Below are 15955 nucleotides of genomic sequence, written 5' to 3'. Positions count from 1 at the left end.
TTCATTGGTGCATATTCTAAAAAAACAAATCATAACAAGATGAAAAGACTGACCCTAATTTTGACAGCAGTAGTATTAATGACCTCATGTTCTAGAACTGTTACACGAGTGAGTCCAGATCAGCAGATCGACCTTAGCGGTAGGTGGAATGATACGGATTCAAAATTGGTAGCTGAAGAAATGATCAGAGACGTATTGAGTAGACCTTGGATTTCTGATTTTAAGAGCAAAAATGATGACCGACCAGTCGTTATCGTGGGTATGATTGCCAACAAAAGTTCTGAACATATAGAGGCCGAAACATTTATAAAGGATGTTGAAAGAGAATTTATCAATTCTGGAACGGTAAGAGTGGTTCAAAACTCCGTGTTCAGAGAAAAGCTTAGAGAAGAAAGAGCACAGCAAGGAGACTTCGCCTCTGTTGAGACACAGGCTAAGTGGGGTAAGGAGCTTGGAGCCGACTTTATGATGTTTGGTGTAATCACTTCAGTGACTGATGCTTATAAAAAAGAAAAGGTCGTAAACTATAAAGTTAACCTTGAGCTAGCAAGCATCGAAACCAGTGAAAAGGTTTGGATTGGAGATAAGGAGATCAAGAAGTTCATCAAAAACTAAGTCCAACATTCCATAAACTTCTCTTAAGTTGATAATGAAGCGAATTTATCAAGTACTACCGCTTTGCTTTTTGCTTAGCTGCGCTACCTACTATCAAATGAACTTGGTTTTTAACCAGGAGTTCGAAAGTGGTGATATGGAAGCTGCAGAAAAAACGCTGGAGGCTAATCCCAAAGCAGCAGACAGTAAAGAGAAGTTTCTTTATTTCTTGAATAGGGGTACGATAGCTGCCATGCTTAATAAGCCAGAAGAAAGTAACATCTACTTTGAGAAGGCTTTCATTTATGGTGAAGATTATCGTACTAATTATTTCAATGAGGCAGGTGCCTATGTGATCAATCCCACAGTTATTGAGTACAAAGGTGAAGACCATGAGCATTTATTGCTGCTCTACTACAAAGCATTGAATTACATAAAACTGGGAGATAGGGAGTCTGCATTGGTAGAGTGCCGCAGGTTGAATAATCGTTTGTTGAAACTAAATGATAAGTACAAAAGTGACTCCAAGTATAAGCGCGATGCATTTATTCACAATTTAATGGGATTGATTTACGACGCTGATCGTGATTACAACAATGCCTTCATTGCCTACAGGAATGCATATAATATCTATAAAGAGGATTATATTCGAATGTTTGGTGTTAAGCCTCCCAATCAGTTGAAACAAGACTTAATGAGAACCGCTTATTTGATGGGTTTTCAAACTGAACTCAAGCAATACGAAAAAGAGTTTCAGACAAGATTTCAACCTGAAAATGCCGAGGGCGGTGATTTGATTTTTCTTTGGAACAACGGTTTAGGACCTGTTAAGGATGAATTTTCCATCAATTTCACCGTTGTGCATGGAGAAGCTGGTATGGTAACTTTTGTAAATGAAGAACGTGGCTACAACTTTTCATTTCCCATTGAACAAAAGGATGATGATGAGGAAAGTGCTGATCTTTCTGACTTAGAATTTTATAGAGTAGCCATTCCGAAGTACAACGAACGTCCACCAATTTTCAAACAAGCCACACTTACTGTCGCTGACAAAAGTTATAACCTCGAGGAAGCTGAGGATATTAATAAGATTGCTTTTTACTCGCTAGATCAAAGAATGGGACTAGAATTGAGTAAGTCACTTTTGCGATTGGCACTTAAGAAACTTGCAGAAAAAGAACTGAGAGAGGAAAGCGAAGGATGGGGAGCAGTGCTAGGCGCATTTAATGCCTACACGGAAAAAGCAGATACTCGAAATTGGCAAACCATACCTCATACTATTTATTATACTCGTGCTCATTTACCTGTTGGGGTCAGTCAGGCTAAGTTGAATGTAAATAGCGGAAGGGAAATATCTCAGGAACATGATTTTACCTTTCATATCCAAAATGGTCAAACCATATTTCACACTTTCTATTCATTAGAAAGTGTCCCTCAAAGAAATCCTTATCAGTACTAGTTGATCTTCTGTCCCACTGCTTCTACAGTCTTTTTGGAGTTTCCAATGAAAATCTCATTATCAATGATGAAAACGGGTCGTTTTAGGAAGGTGTATTCTTCCACAATCAAACGCTTATAATCTGCCTCAGACAAGTTTTGATTGGCAAGTCCCATGGATTTATACTTCATAGCTCTTCTGCTGAAAAGAGATTCATAACTTCCGCTGAGTGCTTTCATTTCATCGACTTGATCACTGGTCATGGGTTGCGTTTTAATGTCCTGCATGTTGAAATTCGATGCTGTAATTCCTAATTCCTTGATAATTCGAATGCAGGTACTGCAAGTGGCTAAGTAGTATATTTTTTTCATGTTGCTGTGTAAATCAATTTTGTTGCTAAGATAATTACAATTGACAATCTGCTTGATTAATGCAGTTTTTACTTGACATATTGAATCAATGGGTATTTATTCGTGGTTGGTTTAACTGTTAACTATTAATAATTATATAAAATGAAAAGTGTGAAGTTGAAAAATAGCCTGTTAGGGTTTGGACTTTTAGTGGCTTGCTTAGTTGTTTGTCCAAAAACTATGGCACAAGATGCTGAAATAACTAGCGAAGAATTGACTCAATACGCTCAAGTGTCAGCGAAGATTGATTCTTTAAAAGCAGGAATGAAAACCAAAATCAGCGAAGCTGTAAAAAGCAACGAATTGATGGATGGAGGTAAATTATATAACAAACTAAACAAAGCTAAAGGCGATGAAGCTAAAATTGCTGAAATAGGTGCGACCGAAGAACAGCTGGCGGCTTATGCCCAGATTCAGGAAGATATCAAGGCCTTCAAAGCAGATTTCAAAACTCAGTACACTGCAGTGGTAAAGGATGAAATTGGTGCCGGCACTTACAATAAAGTGAAAAAGGCTTTGAAAGCTGATGCAGCAGTAAAAGCACAATATGATGAAATAGTAGCATCATTAGCACCAAGTGCAGAAGAAACTGAAGGAGAAGAATAAGCTATTTTGAAGAATAGCAAAAAAAGGCGTGCTCTTGATGGCATGCCTTTTTTGTTTCTTAGTTTTTCTAATTCGACAATACGTGGTAAATTTCTATTGTAACAAATTGCTCGGGAATGTTTACGGAATATGAAATTGAGACACTCATAGAAAATGAGGTTATTCAAAAGGCCACCTTCGAACTCAAAAAAGAGTTCATCAAAAATGAAGCACCCTACCTAGAAATCTCAGATCAGGATTTTTTTTCACTTGTAGTTATGGCTCCTACGGTAGGAGTGGCCCTGGCCAATGGAAGTGTGAGTCTTTGGGAGGAAATGGCTCTAAACAAAAAGGCTAGAAAACTCTCAAAGGGAGGATATTTTATGAAGAAAGACCCAGTCGTGTTTGGTCTGAAGTATCTTATCAAACAATATGATAACTGGGAAGGTGAATTTCTTAAAATAATTAGACTCACCATGGAAGAATGCTTTGATGTAGCCAGCCTGGAAACTGATTTTGATTCGAGTAAAATAGTGACCGAGTCGGAGTATCGTGATGAAGTATTAAAAGCACCTTATATTTTCATACGTTTTCTGTCATCCTTTTTTTTGGACGATGATGAAGATATTATCAGTCCAAGAAAAATATCAAAAGTTGACTTCGGCCGTGTACAGTCAATCGGTGAGAAACTTGGACTACACAAAATTCCGCTTTTCCATTACTTCTGTAGCACGTTCATTGTGAAATAACTGAAAGGAAGATAATACCAAAATTTATTTCCTTTCTCGTCGTTATTTGATCAATTTGTGTAAAATTTCTAAATCTTGATTTTTAAATTAAAATTCCCTCAGGTTTTATTAGGGCTGGTCGCTCTTTATTCACTTTCACAATGCAGTGATAGCTCAGCTAGTTTGGATCAAACGACTGTTGATCAAGCGGCTATTGAGGCATACATCGCTGAAAACGACTCCAACGCAGTAGCTCATGAATCTGGTATTTATTATTCCATACTGGATACGGTACCCACTGGTGCAGGGGCTAGTGGTAATATCCTTAGTATATACTATTCTGCCAAAGTAATGAATGGCGATGCCTATGATATCAATAGTAGGTCTGATGGTGACGATTCTGTAAAACTAAAACAAGGTGTTGACGCAGTGTTTCCTGTTGGGTTAGATATTGGTCTTGGTCTGATGAAAGAGGGTGAGACCTTTAGATTCTATATCCCTTCCTCACTTGGTTACCAGGATTATTCTTTTAGCTCGCTTATTCCAGAAAACTCAATTTTGGAAATTGAAGTGGAAGTAGCAGCTGTTCAAAATCAGGATGATATAATTGCAGAAGAGCTGGCAGCTATCGACGCCTACATTATCAGTGAAAACTTAAATGACACCATTGCCCATCCAAAGGATTCAGTAGAATATTTAGCTGCCCAGCAGGTTTATTACAAAAGATTGTCAGAGGGGACGGAAAATGACACATTGAGAAATAACGACCTTTCGACTATCAGTTATATTGGGAGAACTTTAGACGGAACAGAATTCGATCGCAGGACAAATGCCGCACCTCTTACTTATACCTTTGGAGCCAATGTCATCATCTCAGGGCTTGACGAAGGTATATCTGAGATGGAAAGAGGAGAAAGCGCACTAATTATCTTACCTTCGCACAAAGCATATGGAGAGAGTGTTTTTGTTGTGCCGTCATATAGGAAAGAGGATTTTGTGGAGTTAGAAATAATCCCTCTCTATGCCTCCAAGGTGGCACCCTATGAAATTGTCGTATTTGAAACCAGCCTATTAAATAATCCCTAATCAAACGATCAACAGGTAATTGAAACTTAGACTGCTATTATATCTGGTTATATGTACTGTCAGCGCACAGGCACAGGAGTATCCGATAGATCCTGATGATATTTACAGACCACCCGTGCGAGCAGTTCTGAATCAATTTTCGATTACGGTAACTACTGGGTACAACTCTACAAAATACAGTCATGATCTGGCAGGATTTTGGTATTTGCAATCAGCTACAGAGCAGTTTATTTCACCAAATACAGGAGAACCGCTAGGCACTGAATTCGATGTGTACAATAATTGGTTTAACAATCCTGCACTTTCCCAAGCAGTCGTTTTGATTGATACCTTTGATGTGCCTTATCCGCCCATTGCTAATCCGGTGAACAATCCATTATTACTCAGGGATCTTCAGGCTTATAATGCTGATTCTCTAGGTTTAGGGTTTGAGGGTAAAGGCTGGGGTATTCCTATCAACCTTGGTATAAGGTACAACTATCAAAAATTTAGAGTAGGATTTGGGTTAAGTTTAGAATTTCATACAGTCAAATCCTTAAGGCCGACCATTGATGATTTGAATATAAGGAGTTATGAACCCGATTTCAAGAAGGCTGTTTTTTTTAGCTATTATTTGAATTTGGGCTATAGGTTTTATGATTTTTGGGATTGGTCATTTGCTGGCGAACTCGAAATTGGAAAACAAAACATGGGCAAGAAGTTCAACAAGAGTTTAATGAATCAGGGCGTATTTTTTAATCTGGGTGTGTCTATTGAGAAGAACTTATCTGAGTATTTTCGAATTGTAATCAAGCCTTCCTATGATTTTAAGAATTACACGATGGCGGTTCCTCAAACAGGTTTGAATGTTCAGCATAAAAACCCCACGTTCAAAGTTAACTTTGGTGTCAGCATCACTATTCCTGAAATCAGACGTTCTCCTATGAAGAGCGATCATGTACAACTTAAGCATCTTTATACAGACCCTCAAACCGGTAGGGTGGAAGAGGTTCGGGGGCAACCCATTTGGAAAAAGCAGAATCCAAAAGTTGGTGAAAATCACCGTAAATTATGGCGGTATAAATTCAAAAACAGAAAGAAATTAAACCCCTATTGATCGATCCATTCAGTGTTGATTTTTCCCTTCCTTTTTTGCCTAAAAAATAGTTTAATTCTTTAGCTGATATTGTTGGTTCGGATAGTGAATTTTAGCTAATATTTTAGTTAAATTGCGGACTTAATTTTGCTTGTCATTATTTAAAATTTTATGGCTGAAGACAACGAAAACCTACCTTTAGGTGATCAGAATATAATACCTATCAATATTGAAGATGAAATGCGTGGCGCATACATTGATTATTCAATGTCCGTTATCATTTCGAGAGCTTTACCAGATGTACGAGACGGGTTGAAACCTGTGCACAGAAGAGTGCTTTATGGTATGCTTGATTTAGGTGTATTACACAATAGAGCCTATAAAAAGTCTGCTAGAATTGTCGGGGAAGTACTGGGTAAGTATCACCCGCATGGTGACTCTTCAGTTTACGATACCATGGTTCGTATGGCTCAAGAATGGTCATTGAGATATCCATTGGTTGATGGCCAGGGTAACTTCGGTTCTGTGGATGGTGATTCACCAGCAGCGATGCGTTATACAGAGGCCAGATTGAAGCGTATGGCTGAGGAACTTCTGCATGATATCAACAAAGAGACGGTTGACTTTCAACCAAACTTTGATGATTCATTGAAGGAACCTCAAGTATTGCCAGGTAAGTTTCCAAATCTTCTGGTAAACGGTACCTCGGGTATTGCAGTAGGTATGGCAACGAATATGGCTCCACACAACCTCACGGAGGTAGTAAATGGAACGATTGCTTATATCGACAATAATGACATTGAGATACCGGAATTGATGGAACACATCACTGCTCCTGATTTTCCTACAGGAGCAACCATTTATGGCTATCAAGGTGTGCGCTCAGCATATGAGACCGGAAGAGGTAGAGTAGTGCTTCGGGCTAAAGCAGAATTCGAAACACTAAAATCTGGAAAAGAACAGATTATCATATCTGAGATCCCTTATCAGGTCAACAAAGCCAGCATGATCGAAAAGACTGCAGCATTGATCAATGACAAGAAATTAGAGGGTATATCAGACATCAGAGATGAGTCCGATAGAGACGGTATGCGTATCGTATATGACATCAAGAAAGATGCGATACCAAATATTGTTTTAAACAACCTGTATAAGTACACCCAGCTTCAATCTTCTTTTGGAGTGAACAACGTGGCGCTTGTAAAAGGAAGGCCACAAACGCTGAACTTAAAAGATTTGATCAAATACTTCGTGGAGCATAGACACGAAGTGGTGATCAGAAGAACTCAATTCGAGTTGAATGAAGCGGAGAAAAGAGCACATATCTTAGAAGGCTATTTGATTGCGTTGGATAATCTGGATGAAGTGATCAACTTGATTAGAGCTTCCAGAGATCCTGAAATCGCTAAGACCGGTTTGATGGAGAAGTTTGGATTGAGTGAAATCCAGGCCAAAGCCATTTTGGAAATGAGGCTTCAGAGATTGACAGGTCTTGAAAGAGAAAAAATCCAGAAGGAATATGATGAGATCATGAAGTTGATCGATCACTTGAAAGCAATACTTGAAAGTGAAGAGATGCGTATGGATATCATCAAAGAGGAGCTTACAGAGCTCAGAGACAAATACGGTGATGATCGACGGTCAGACATTGAACATGCTGCGGATGATTTCACTGCTGAAGACATGATTCCTGATGAAGAAATGGTGATTACCATTTCGCATGAAGGGTATATCAAAAGAACTCCATTAACTGAATATAGAACACAAGGAAGAGGGGGAGTTGGATCTCGTGGTGCTTCTACTAAAACAGATGACTTTACAGAGCATTTGTTTGTCGCATCTACACACAATTACTTGTTGATTTTCACTGAGTTAGGTAAGGTGTTCTGGAAAAAGGTTTGGGAAATTCCTGAAGGCCAAAAAGCCACCAAAGGACGGGCTATTCAGAACCTTATTAATATAGAAAGCGAAGATTCTATTCGCGCGGTGATCAATGTAGACACGTTGTCAGATGAGGATTATATCAAAAATAATTTCATCGTGATGTGTACCAAACAAGGCGTGATCAAGAAAACCTCACTAGAGGCTTATTCGAGACCACGCCAAAATGGTATTAATGCAATTACCGTCCGCGAGGGGGATGAACTACTGAATGTGAATCTCACTAACGGAAGCAATCACATTATCATTGCCAAGAAATCAGGTAAAGCCATTCACTTCAATGAACAAGATGTTCGTCCAATGGGAAGAACAGCAGCTGGTGTGAGAGCCGTAAGATTAGAGGGTGACGATGATCATGTGATTGGCATGGTTTGCGTGGCGAGAGAAGAAGCAAATCTGTTGGTTGTAACAGAAAAAGGCTATGGTAAACGTTCTGAAATTGACGCTTATAGAATCACTAAGAGAGGTGGTAAGGGAGTGAAGGCCATGAACATTACTGAGAAAACTGGCGCACTTGTTGCAATCAAGGAAGTGGTAGATACAGATGACTTGATGATTATCAATAAATCTGGCATTACCATTAGACTGGCTGTAGCAGACCTTAGAGTAATGGGAAGAGCTACTCAGGGTGTTAGACTCATTAAATTGGGCGATAAGGATGAGATTTCATCTGTAGAAAAAATCGAGAGAATAGAAGGTGATGAACCAGAGGTTGAAAACCAAGACGGAGAAACACCAACTGAAGAGAATAAAGACAAAGAGTAAATTAAACCAGACAGTAGGGTTAGAGACCCTAGTTAAACATTAAAATTATGAATACAAGTAAACTGTTCGTGCTGACGCTTGCCTTATTAATGAGTGTAGCATCTTTCGCTCAGAAAGGGTCTGTAACGAAGGCCGATGCGTATTTAACTAAAAATGAATACGCCAAAGCGAAAGCTGAAATAGATGTGGCTATTACAATTGAAAAAAATGCCGCAAAATCAAAGACTTGGTTTGTGAGAGGAAAAATCTATCAAGCCATAGCGACAAGTACTGACGAAGCTGTATCTTCTTTAGATGCTGAGGCATTGGATAAGTCGGTTGAGGCATACAACAAAGTGATCTCAATGGACAAAGAAACTAGTCCTAATAATTTGATCTCTAACACAAACCTAGATGCGATGTGGGGCAACTACATCAACATTGGTGGTACTGTATACGGAGAAGAGAAATTCGGAGAAGCACTAGCGAATTTTGAAAAAGCCTTGAAAGTTAAGCCAACTGATTCAGTAACCTTGCTTTACGCAGGTGTAGCCGCTCAGCAGTCTGGCGACAACGACAAGACCATGGATTATTACTATCAAATGGTAGATGCTAACATCGCCAACGGTGACGTGATTTCTACATTAATCTATTTGGAAAGAACGCATTCGAAGGACAACGAAAAGGCATTGGAGCTAGTAAGAAAAGCAAAAGAGCTATATCCTACAGAAACGAAATTTGGACAGGAAGAAATCAGCTTGCTTTTGACTATGGATAAAGTAGACGAAGCAAGAACTAAGCTTGAAACTGCCATAGAAAAGGATCCAACGAACGTTAATTTGCACTTAAACCTAGGTGTACTTTACGATAACCTTGGAAGTGCGAAATTGGAAGCTGGGGAAAAAGAAGTAGCCAGAGAAAATTACAATAAGGCGAAAGACTCCTACATTAAAGCACTAGAAATTGATAGCGATAACTTCGTTGCAAATTTCAACACTGGGGTAATCTACGTGAATTTGGCAAAAGAGTATTATGATGAAGTAAATAGTATGAATTTGAAGGACTATGATAGATATGGTCCGGCTAAACTGGCTGAAGGTGATGAAACCCTTAAAAAAGGATTACCATACATGGAAAAAGCAACTAGCATTCAACCTGATGATTTAACAGGGCTTAGAGCACTACAACAAATGTACACTCGATTAAAAATGATGGACAAAGCTGAGGCGATACTTGATAGAGTAGATGCTTTAGAAGCAGGTCAGTAAGAGACAAACGAAGTCTTTGACTTCATAGCCGGGTAACCACAACAAACATATTTCGTATGTTTGAAAATGGTTACCCGGTTTTTTTATGTTCTGTTTTTAGCATCTTTCTCTATGCAAAGTTTTGCTCAGACTGAGCATATCAGAAAAAGTATCTACTTTCCCGGTGGTCAGTATTACATTACTCCATATCAACTAGAAGAGCTTCGTCAGTTTCTCGACTCTATTCCGGATCTCAATCATTTTAACATTACCATACACAGCCACACTGATAATATTGGTGGAGCTGCCTACAATCAATGGCTTTCTGAGATGCGAAGTGCTACTACGATTCATGAACTAGTTGACAATAATGGCATTAGAGTGGAGTCCATTGAGCAAAAAGATTTCGGACAGTTTAATCCAGTTTATGACAATGACACCCCTCAAGGTCGGCAAATGAATCGAAGGGTAGATATAATTTTCTGGCCTATTTCATTGTAGCAACGGTGACAAGATTTTGGGGTTTATTGAAACTTTTTTTTCGAAGACCATGTTTGAAATAGTCAATTGGATAGGCCGAATTAAGGAAAAAACAACTTACTATCTTAATAAAGTTCAATTAAATCTAATAAACTCTACAAAACATAAAATTATGACATCACGCCTACTACTAGCTCTAACATTTATCTTCGTAGCAGGGTTTAACCCAACACTTCTTGCTCAAGACTCTGATGAATTTGATATCAGTTTAAACACCGAAGAAACTAATTACAATTGGTCTACACCAGCTGGAAAGTATCTAGAGCCTTCATCATTTTTCTCATTACATGGATATGTAAATGGCGTCTACGCCGGACCAAGTGAGGAATGGACGCTACCAGACCCAACACAATTGGCTGCGCCTGGCCAACTACTTGTACCTAATACTAACAAAAGTTCTTTTCAGTATGATTTTGCTATCATTATTGGCTCTGAGCTCACAGAACGGACAAGAGTGGCTGTAGAAGCCCATTATGTATCAGATCCAAGCGGGAGAGGAGCTGCAGGACCAGGCGGTATTACTATCGCAGTTACCGAAGCTACTGGATCTTACGACCTGATACCCAAAGCACTGACGATCTCTGCTGGTATTTTTTGGAGCCCTTTTGGTATTGTAAACAAGGACTGGCTCGGAGCTCAAAATAACTTTTCGTTACTACCAAGAGCTTCAGGTGCTTACCCGGTTCATTACAATGAAAGAGGAATTCGTCTAAATGGATATTTTGATTTATCTACTAATAGTGCCATCAATTATGTAGTCTCTTTAGGCAACGGGTTGAGCAATTATAATATTAGCGGTCAATCTTCCTACGATAATAATGATAACAAAACCATAACGGCCAGAGTGGGTGTTTTTCCTGGCTTAGGCAAGGATCTTGAGTTTGGTATTTCTTATATGACCGGAGCCTTGAGGGATGAAACGGATTTAAGTATAAATGACATATCAAACCCATTGAGATATGAATCTACCACTAATGCGTTTGGAGTAGATGCTACTTACGCACTAGACAATCTTAGTTTTCATGGCTATTTTATCAGCTCTACCGAAGCATTGACTGGGGACGGAACAAATACTCCAGACGATATAAAGCGGATGGGGTACACCGGAGAAATACTCTACTTATTTGAAACAGATTTAGAGTACCTAAAGGGTATCAGACCTAAGTTCAGGTATGATTTTATTGAGGTGGATCAATTGGCGTTAAATGGAGCCAATCTAGAAAGTAACACTTATGATGCTACCACGATGTCTTTCGGTACGGATATACTTATTTCCGATAACTTCAGATTCGGATTTGATTATAATATTACTAGCGAGGGAGGACAAAATGAAATTGAAAATGATAGATTTGTTGGAAAACTAATCGCTCAATTCTAGTGAAGAAGAAACTGACCTTAATGATTTTAATATTGGCTGTGGTAGGAAGTATTACCACAGTCAATGCTCAAACTCGACAGTCTCTCGAAGCCAGGTTGCTTTTTACTTTTATCAATAACGTAGAGTGGCAACAACCAAAACTATCCGTAAACATAGGGGTGCTGGGTAACTCAAGAATTCTGACTGAAATCAGCAACCATATCAAGAAGAATAAGTTACCACACAAGGTAGGAAAAATTGATTATGTGAAAGAAGCCAGTAAATATGATCTGGTTGTTGTTCCTGCAGGCTTGGGGCTTGATATAGATGAGCTACTTGCCGTGGTAGGCACACAAAACATTCTAACGGTAGCAGAAGAAAAAAAAATCGCCAATAAGGATATTGACATTTGTTTTGTGGATGAAGAAGGCAAACTTCGATTTGTAGTGAACCAAACCAATGCCAAAAAGAAAGGATTGGTGATGGGAGAGAAGCTGTTAGACTACGCCTCTGAGATTTATTAATTCGTAAGGGACAATATTTTGGCATCCACCTTCTGAAAGGCATCAACGTTCTTCGTCTCAATATATAATCTTCTCAACGTATTTAATAAAACCAGATCATCAGGGCTTTTTGATTGGCAATCTTCCAAAAGGACTTTTGATTGTTGAATGTATGCTGGTTCAGCAAGCTTTATGCCTTGCGAGAGTAAAAATTCTCCTACTTTCAAACAATTGTAAAAATCTGATGGATTGACTTTTATAGCCATTTGATAAGCTTCAATGGCTTCCACCGTATAGCTCATCTGATCATTGGCATCTCCCAGCATCATATACAAGTCAGCACTTGATTCTCCTTGATTCAGTAATTCCTCTATTGCCGATTTGGCCTTAAAACTCAATTGTTTATGCAGTGCCTTATGTATATCCAAATGATGCAATTTGTCACTAGACGGGTAGAGAGATAGAGCCTTTACATAGGCCAGTTCTTCCTCTTTAGGCCGGTCCAATTCGTCGAGCAATATCAATACATTCAGATAAGCTTCCTCCAGACGAAAGTCATGCTGAATCGCATGTCTAAAGTCCTCTAATGCCAACTCAAAATTGCGAAGCTTCATATTGCTCTCACCCAATTGAAAATATTGATACCCAACTGGTTTGCCCAATGCATCCAAACAGGCTATGTAGTTTTCTTGAAAGTAGATGTAAGATTCCAATTCATTCTCATTCCTCATTTGCTTAGCGTTATCCTTGAAATAGGAGGTGAACAACCTAAAAGAAGAGTCTAACTGATTAATGTACTCCTTATCCATATCAAAGACTTTACAGTTCTTAAATCCTTCGATGACCAACGGAATAAATTCATTGCGTTCTTCCTTGGTTTTAGCTCGTGTATAGCGTTTATGATTGATCAAATAATAGTAGTTCCAGGTTCGGGCAAACTTGGAAGTCCGTGGGTGCTTCGTGGCTATATTAATGTCAACAACCGCTTCATCTAAACTATCGGATTCAAAATGCTCAACGGCATTGTCTATGCGATAAACCTGAGCCACTAGACCAGTAGAAAAGGAAGTAATAAGAAGTAGAAGAAGAAGGGTTCTGGTTTTCATGAATACATTTAGCTGGATCGATTAGTGATTCAAATATGATAAATAATTAGACAACACAGTGATCTATTACGAATAATCCGTCAATTGTTTTGGTTGGAGGTTTTGAAAGCGTGCTTCTAAGGACTAAAATTGCTCATTCTTAGATCTCTATGACCGAACAACTCGCAGAAACCATTATAAAGATCACTGGCGCGAAAGCCATTGCCAAGACCAGTCTGATCCAAGAGCTTTGGAGTGGCTATGGCCAGATATTACGCTGTGAACTTGAAGGAGGAAGTAGCACATCCGTCATAGTGAAGCACGTGCAACCGCCCGATGAAACCAATCATCCCAGAGGCTGGAATACCAGTCGATCACACGAAAGAAAGCTCAAATCGTATCAGGTGGAAATGAATTGGTATGGTCACTTGGCGGAGCGCTGCGATGGTTCCTGTCGTATTCCTAAAACACTTCATGTTGATGATGAAAAATGCCTCATGATTATGGAAGACTTGAATGAAGCAGGATTTCCAATAAGAAAATCAGAGGTATCTCTATCTGAAATCAAAGTATGTCTAAAATGGCTGGCAAACTTTCACGCTAAGTTTATGAGCGCAAAAGGTGATGGGCTCTGGCCTATTGGTACGTACTGGCACCTGGATACCAGACCCGATGAACTGGAAGCCATGCAAGACCAGCAGTTAAAGGCAGCAGCAAAGCGAATCGATGAAGTATTGAATCAAGCCAAATACCAAACCCTGGTACATGGAGATGCCAAGCTGGCCAACTTCTGTTTTTCAAAAGACTGTACTCGAGTGGCTGCCGTAGACTTTCAATATATTGGCCATGGATGTGGAATGAAAGATGTAGCATATCTCTTAAGCAGTTGCTTGCATGAAGAAGACTTAAGTAATTGTGAATCAGAACTTTTGAAATTCTATTTTGACAATCTTAAAATATCTTTACTTGAGCAAGATCAATCCGTTGATTTTGAAGACATTCAACAGGAGTGGAGTCTACTTTATAGATATGCTTGGGCAGATTTTTATCGATTTCTGGATGGCTGGAGTCCTGGACATTGGAAAATGCATGATTACAGCGAAAACATCAAAAACAAAGTACTCAACGATTTGGAATGAAATTGAGTACAAAAGATATAGAAACGCTAGCTCAGGTGGCATTGGATGCAGCAAAAAAAGCTGTCACCTTCATTCAGTCAAAGGTCACTCAGTCTCATAATATTACGCTGAAGGATGGTGTTGAAAACCTCGCCACCCAAGTAGTGACGGCTGTAGATATAGAGAGTCAGCGAATCATTCTAGAGCTACTCGAGCCAACTATAAAAATATTTGACCTGGGACTGCTCACTGAAGAATTGCCAGACGACAATTCCCGATTCACAAAAGACTATTTCTGGTGTATTGATCCACTGGACGGTACACTGCCATTTACAGAACAGGAACCTGGTTATGCGGTGTCAATAGCATTAATTAATAAAGCAGGAGAGCCCATTATGGGTGCCGTCTTAGATCCGTATCAAGGAGATAATTGGGTGGCTATTAGAGGGAGAGGAGTGATGAGAAATCAAAGTCCATATAAGTTTACCGTACAGTCCAAAACCTTGGTCATAAGCTTTGACAGAAGTTTTTTAAGTTCAGCTGAGCATAAACCAACTATAGACGCCTTAGAACTGATAAGGGAAAAACTAGGATTCGATTATTTAGAAATTGGTACAGGGTATGGTGCGGTAATGAATGCCATGCGCTTATTGACTGCAGGTTCGGGATGTTATGTTAAATGGCCTAAGGCTACGCGCGGTGGTGGCTATATTTGGGATTATGCGGCTACCAGGCTTATCTATGAGGAATTGAATTTACCTGTAAGCACAGCGCTAGGCAATCCCATTCCTTTAAATCAACGCGACCCTTACATGAACAAGCATGGCGTACTGTATGCTACCAGTGACGCACTGCATGAAGCAATATTAGAAGTAGGTAAACCATTCAATTAGTTGTAAGAGAACATGGAAGAGCAAACAAGTACACCTGTTAATCACAAACCCATTCCCAAGTTGTTTTACGACGATCTCACGGGAGGGATGATGAACCATTGCATATCCTGCGAACAGGATTTACTAAAAAATCAGATTCCCTATTTTATAGAGAAAGCGATCAAACCTCAACTTGGCTATGAGGTATACGCTACCATATTTGAGTACGCCATGTGCGTGCCATGTATGCAGCAGCATAAGAGTAAAATTTCTGCAGAATCTATGAAGCACATCAATCAGTATTTTCATGAGCAAATTGACATCAGTCGCAGACAGTATTTAGTAGCCAACGAATTGTTTGACGACTTAGGCTTGTGGTTGGATCATTGTGTGGCCACAGACAAGCACATCAAATCCATTGGAGAGTGTCAGATCTACGCGCAGTGCTTAGGCGACCAATTGGTGATGGGAGAGTGCCCATACATGATCAGTGGAGAAGCTTTAGATGCTGTCGTAGGATTATTATCTGCAGAAACCATTGATGGATTCAATAAACTCAAAGACGAATTAGTAGGCCCATCCGAATTTCAGGATTTGTTACAGGGAGGGCCGAGAGTTTTGCTGTAGCGCTG

At 39.4% G+C, this 15955-nt stretch carries 16 protein-coding genes; 14 read left to right on the top strand and 2 right to left on the bottom strand.

The annotated features are described in order from the left end of the window. Window positions 1-39: 39 nt before the first annotated feature. Both ACO6S2_RS12710 and ACO6S2_RS12705 read left to right on the top strand, forming a co-directional pair. On the top strand, window positions 40-615 hold the full coding sequence (locus ACO6S2_RS12710) for a penicillin-binding protein activator LpoB (protein WP_420581620.1): 576 nt from the start codon (window positions 40-42) through the stop codon (window positions 613-615). Window positions 616-649: 34 nt separating this feature from the next. Continuing rightward, entirely contained in the window at window positions 650-2053 is a 1404-nt protein-coding gene (locus ACO6S2_RS12705; protein WP_422358931.1) for a COG3014 family protein, read from the top strand. Here the strand turns inward: ACO6S2_RS12705 and ACO6S2_RS12700 are convergent. After that, a complete protein-coding gene (locus ACO6S2_RS12700) occupies window positions 2050-2403 on the bottom strand; it encodes an arsenate reductase family protein (RefSeq protein ID WP_422358930.1) in 354 nt (117 codons plus the stop codon). The genes ACO6S2_RS12705 and ACO6S2_RS12700 overlap by 4 nt on opposite strands. A 141-nt stretch (window positions 2404-2544) precedes the next feature. On the opposite strand from ACO6S2_RS12700, the gene ACO6S2_RS12695 reads away from it, so the two are divergent. From ACO6S2_RS12695 to ACO6S2_RS12655, 9 genes are all read left to right on the top strand, one after another. Then, a complete protein-coding gene (locus ACO6S2_RS12695; protein ID WP_422358929.1) occupies window positions 2545-3048 on the top strand; it encodes a hypothetical protein in 504 nt (167 codons plus the stop codon). A 116-nt stretch (window positions 3049-3164) separates the two neighbouring features. Further along, entirely contained in the window at window positions 3165-3776 is a 612-nt protein-coding gene (locus ACO6S2_RS12690; protein WP_422358928.1) for a hypothetical protein, read from the top strand. A gap of 75 nt (window positions 3777-3851) precedes the next feature. Further along, on the top strand, window positions 3852-4841 hold the full coding sequence (locus tag ACO6S2_RS12685) for an FKBP-type peptidyl-prolyl cis-trans isomerase (RefSeq protein WP_422358927.1): 990 nt from the start codon (window positions 3852-3854) through the stop codon (window positions 4839-4841). Window positions 4842-4860: 19 nt separating this feature from the next. Beyond that, entirely contained in the window at window positions 4861-5937 is a 1077-nt protein-coding gene (locus tag ACO6S2_RS12680) for a hypothetical protein (RefSeq protein ID WP_422358926.1), read from the top strand. Window positions 5938-6087: 150 nt separating this feature from the next. Continuing rightward, on the top strand, window positions 6088-8622 hold the full coding sequence (gyrA, locus tag ACO6S2_RS12675) for a DNA gyrase subunit A (RefSeq protein WP_422358925.1): 2535 nt from the start codon (window positions 6088-6090) through the stop codon (window positions 8620-8622). Window positions 8623-8669: 47 nt separating this feature from the next. Continuing rightward, the gene (locus ACO6S2_RS12670; protein WP_422358924.1) at window positions 8670-9869 is read left to right on the top strand and encodes a tetratricopeptide repeat protein; all 1200 of its coding nucleotides are present in this window, start codon (window positions 8670-8672) and stop codon (window positions 9867-9869) included. Between the two features lie 111 nt (window positions 9870-9980). Next, window positions 9981-10349, top strand: a complete 369-nt coding sequence (locus ACO6S2_RS12665) for an OmpA family protein (RefSeq protein ID WP_422358923.1) — start codon at window positions 9981-9983, stop codon at window positions 10347-10349. A 151-nt stretch (window positions 10350-10500) separates the two neighbouring features. Continuing rightward, complete coding sequence (locus tag ACO6S2_RS12660) at window positions 10501-11766, top strand: hypothetical protein (protein ID WP_422358922.1); 1266 nt, start codon at window positions 10501-10503, stop codon at window positions 11764-11766. Next, window positions 11766-12269: a YfiR family protein gene (locus ACO6S2_RS12655; RefSeq protein WP_422358921.1), complete on the top strand. Its 504-nt coding sequence runs from the start codon at window positions 11766-11768 to the stop codon at window positions 12267-12269. The genes ACO6S2_RS12660 and ACO6S2_RS12655 overlap by 1 nt, the downstream gene beginning before the upstream one ends. Here ACO6S2_RS12655 and ACO6S2_RS12650 read toward each other — a convergent pair. Beyond that, window positions 12266-13354 carry a hypothetical protein gene (locus tag ACO6S2_RS12650; protein ID WP_422358920.1) on the bottom strand — a complete coding sequence of 363 codons (1089 nt, stop codon included), beginning with the start codon at window positions 13352-13354 and terminating at the stop codon, window positions 12266-12268. The genes ACO6S2_RS12655 and ACO6S2_RS12650 overlap by 4 nt on opposite strands. 149 nt (window positions 13355-13503) lie before the next feature. On the opposite strand from ACO6S2_RS12650, the gene ACO6S2_RS12645 reads away from it, so the two are divergent. Genes ACO6S2_RS12645 through ACO6S2_RS12635 form a run of 3 tightly spaced genes read left to right on the top strand, consistent with a single transcriptional unit; the run spans window position 13504 to window position 15950 of the window. After that, window positions 13504-14472, top strand: a complete 969-nt coding sequence (locus tag ACO6S2_RS12645) for an oxidoreductase family protein (protein ID WP_422358919.1) — start codon at window positions 13504-13506, stop codon at window positions 14470-14472. After that, on the top strand, window positions 14469-15344 hold the full coding sequence (locus ACO6S2_RS12640) for an inositol monophosphatase family protein (RefSeq protein ID WP_422358918.1): 876 nt from the start codon (window positions 14469-14471) through the stop codon (window positions 15342-15344). Before ACO6S2_RS12645 ends, ACO6S2_RS12640 begins: the two co-directional genes overlap by 4 nt. 12 nt (window positions 15345-15356) lie before the next feature. Next, the gene (locus tag ACO6S2_RS12635) at window positions 15357-15950 is read left to right on the top strand and encodes a hypothetical protein (protein WP_422358917.1); all 594 of its coding nucleotides are present in this window, start codon (window positions 15357-15359) and stop codon (window positions 15948-15950) included. Window positions 15951-15955 lie beyond the last annotated feature (5 nt).

The organism is Reichenbachiella sp. (assembly GCF_965233835.1).
Classification (GTDB): Bacteria; Bacteroidota; Bacteroidia; order Cytophagales; family Cyclobacteriaceae; genus Reichenbachiella.
This window is presented reverse-complemented; position numbering and strand designations above follow the sequence as displayed.

What these genes read in the sequence shown, in the direction of transcription:
- ACO6S2_RS12710 (WP_420581620.1), top strand. Translation starts at nt 40, where the DNA reads ATGAAAAGACTGACCCTAATTTTGACAGCAGTAGTATTAATGACCTCA.
- ACO6S2_RS12705 (WP_422358931.1), top strand. Translation starts at nt 650, where the DNA reads ATGAAGCGAATTTATCAAGTACTACCGCTTTGCTTTTTGCTTAGCTGC.
- ACO6S2_RS12700 (WP_422358930.1), bottom strand. Translation starts at nt 2,403, where the DNA reads ATGAAAAAAATATACTACTTAGCCACTTGCAGTACCTGCATTCGAATT.
- ACO6S2_RS12695 (WP_422358929.1), top strand. Translation starts at nt 2,545, where the DNA reads ATGAAAAGTGTGAAGTTGAAAAATAGCCTGTTAGGGTTTGGACTTTTA.
- ACO6S2_RS12690 (WP_422358928.1), top strand. Translation starts at nt 3,165, where the DNA reads ATGTTTACGGAATATGAAATTGAGACACTCATAGAAAATGAGGTTATT.
- gyrA (WP_422358925.1), top strand. Translation starts at nt 6,088, where the DNA reads ATGGCTGAAGACAACGAAAACCTACCTTTAGGTGATCAGAATATAATA.
- ACO6S2_RS12670 (WP_422358924.1), top strand. Translation starts at nt 8,670, where the DNA reads ATGAATACAAGTAAACTGTTCGTGCTGACGCTTGCCTTATTAATGAGT.
- ACO6S2_RS12665 (WP_422358923.1), top strand. Translation starts at nt 9,981, where the DNA reads ATGCAAAGTTTTGCTCAGACTGAGCATATCAGAAAAAGTATCTACTTT.
- ACO6S2_RS12660 (WP_422358922.1), top strand. Translation starts at nt 10,501, where the DNA reads ATGACATCACGCCTACTACTAGCTCTAACATTTATCTTCGTAGCAGGG.
- ACO6S2_RS12650 (WP_422358920.1), bottom strand. Translation starts at nt 13,354, where the DNA reads ATGAAAACCAGAACCCTTCTTCTTCTACTTCTTATTACTTCCTTTTCT.
- ACO6S2_RS12645 (WP_422358919.1), top strand. Translation starts at nt 13,504, where the DNA reads ATGACCGAACAACTCGCAGAAACCATTATAAAGATCACTGGCGCGAAA.
- ACO6S2_RS12640 (WP_422358918.1), top strand. Translation starts at nt 14,469, where the DNA reads ATGAAATTGAGTACAAAAGATATAGAAACGCTAGCTCAGGTGGCATTG.
- ACO6S2_RS12635 (WP_422358917.1), top strand. Translation starts at nt 15,357, where the DNA reads ATGGAAGAGCAAACAAGTACACCTGTTAATCACAAACCCATTCCCAAG.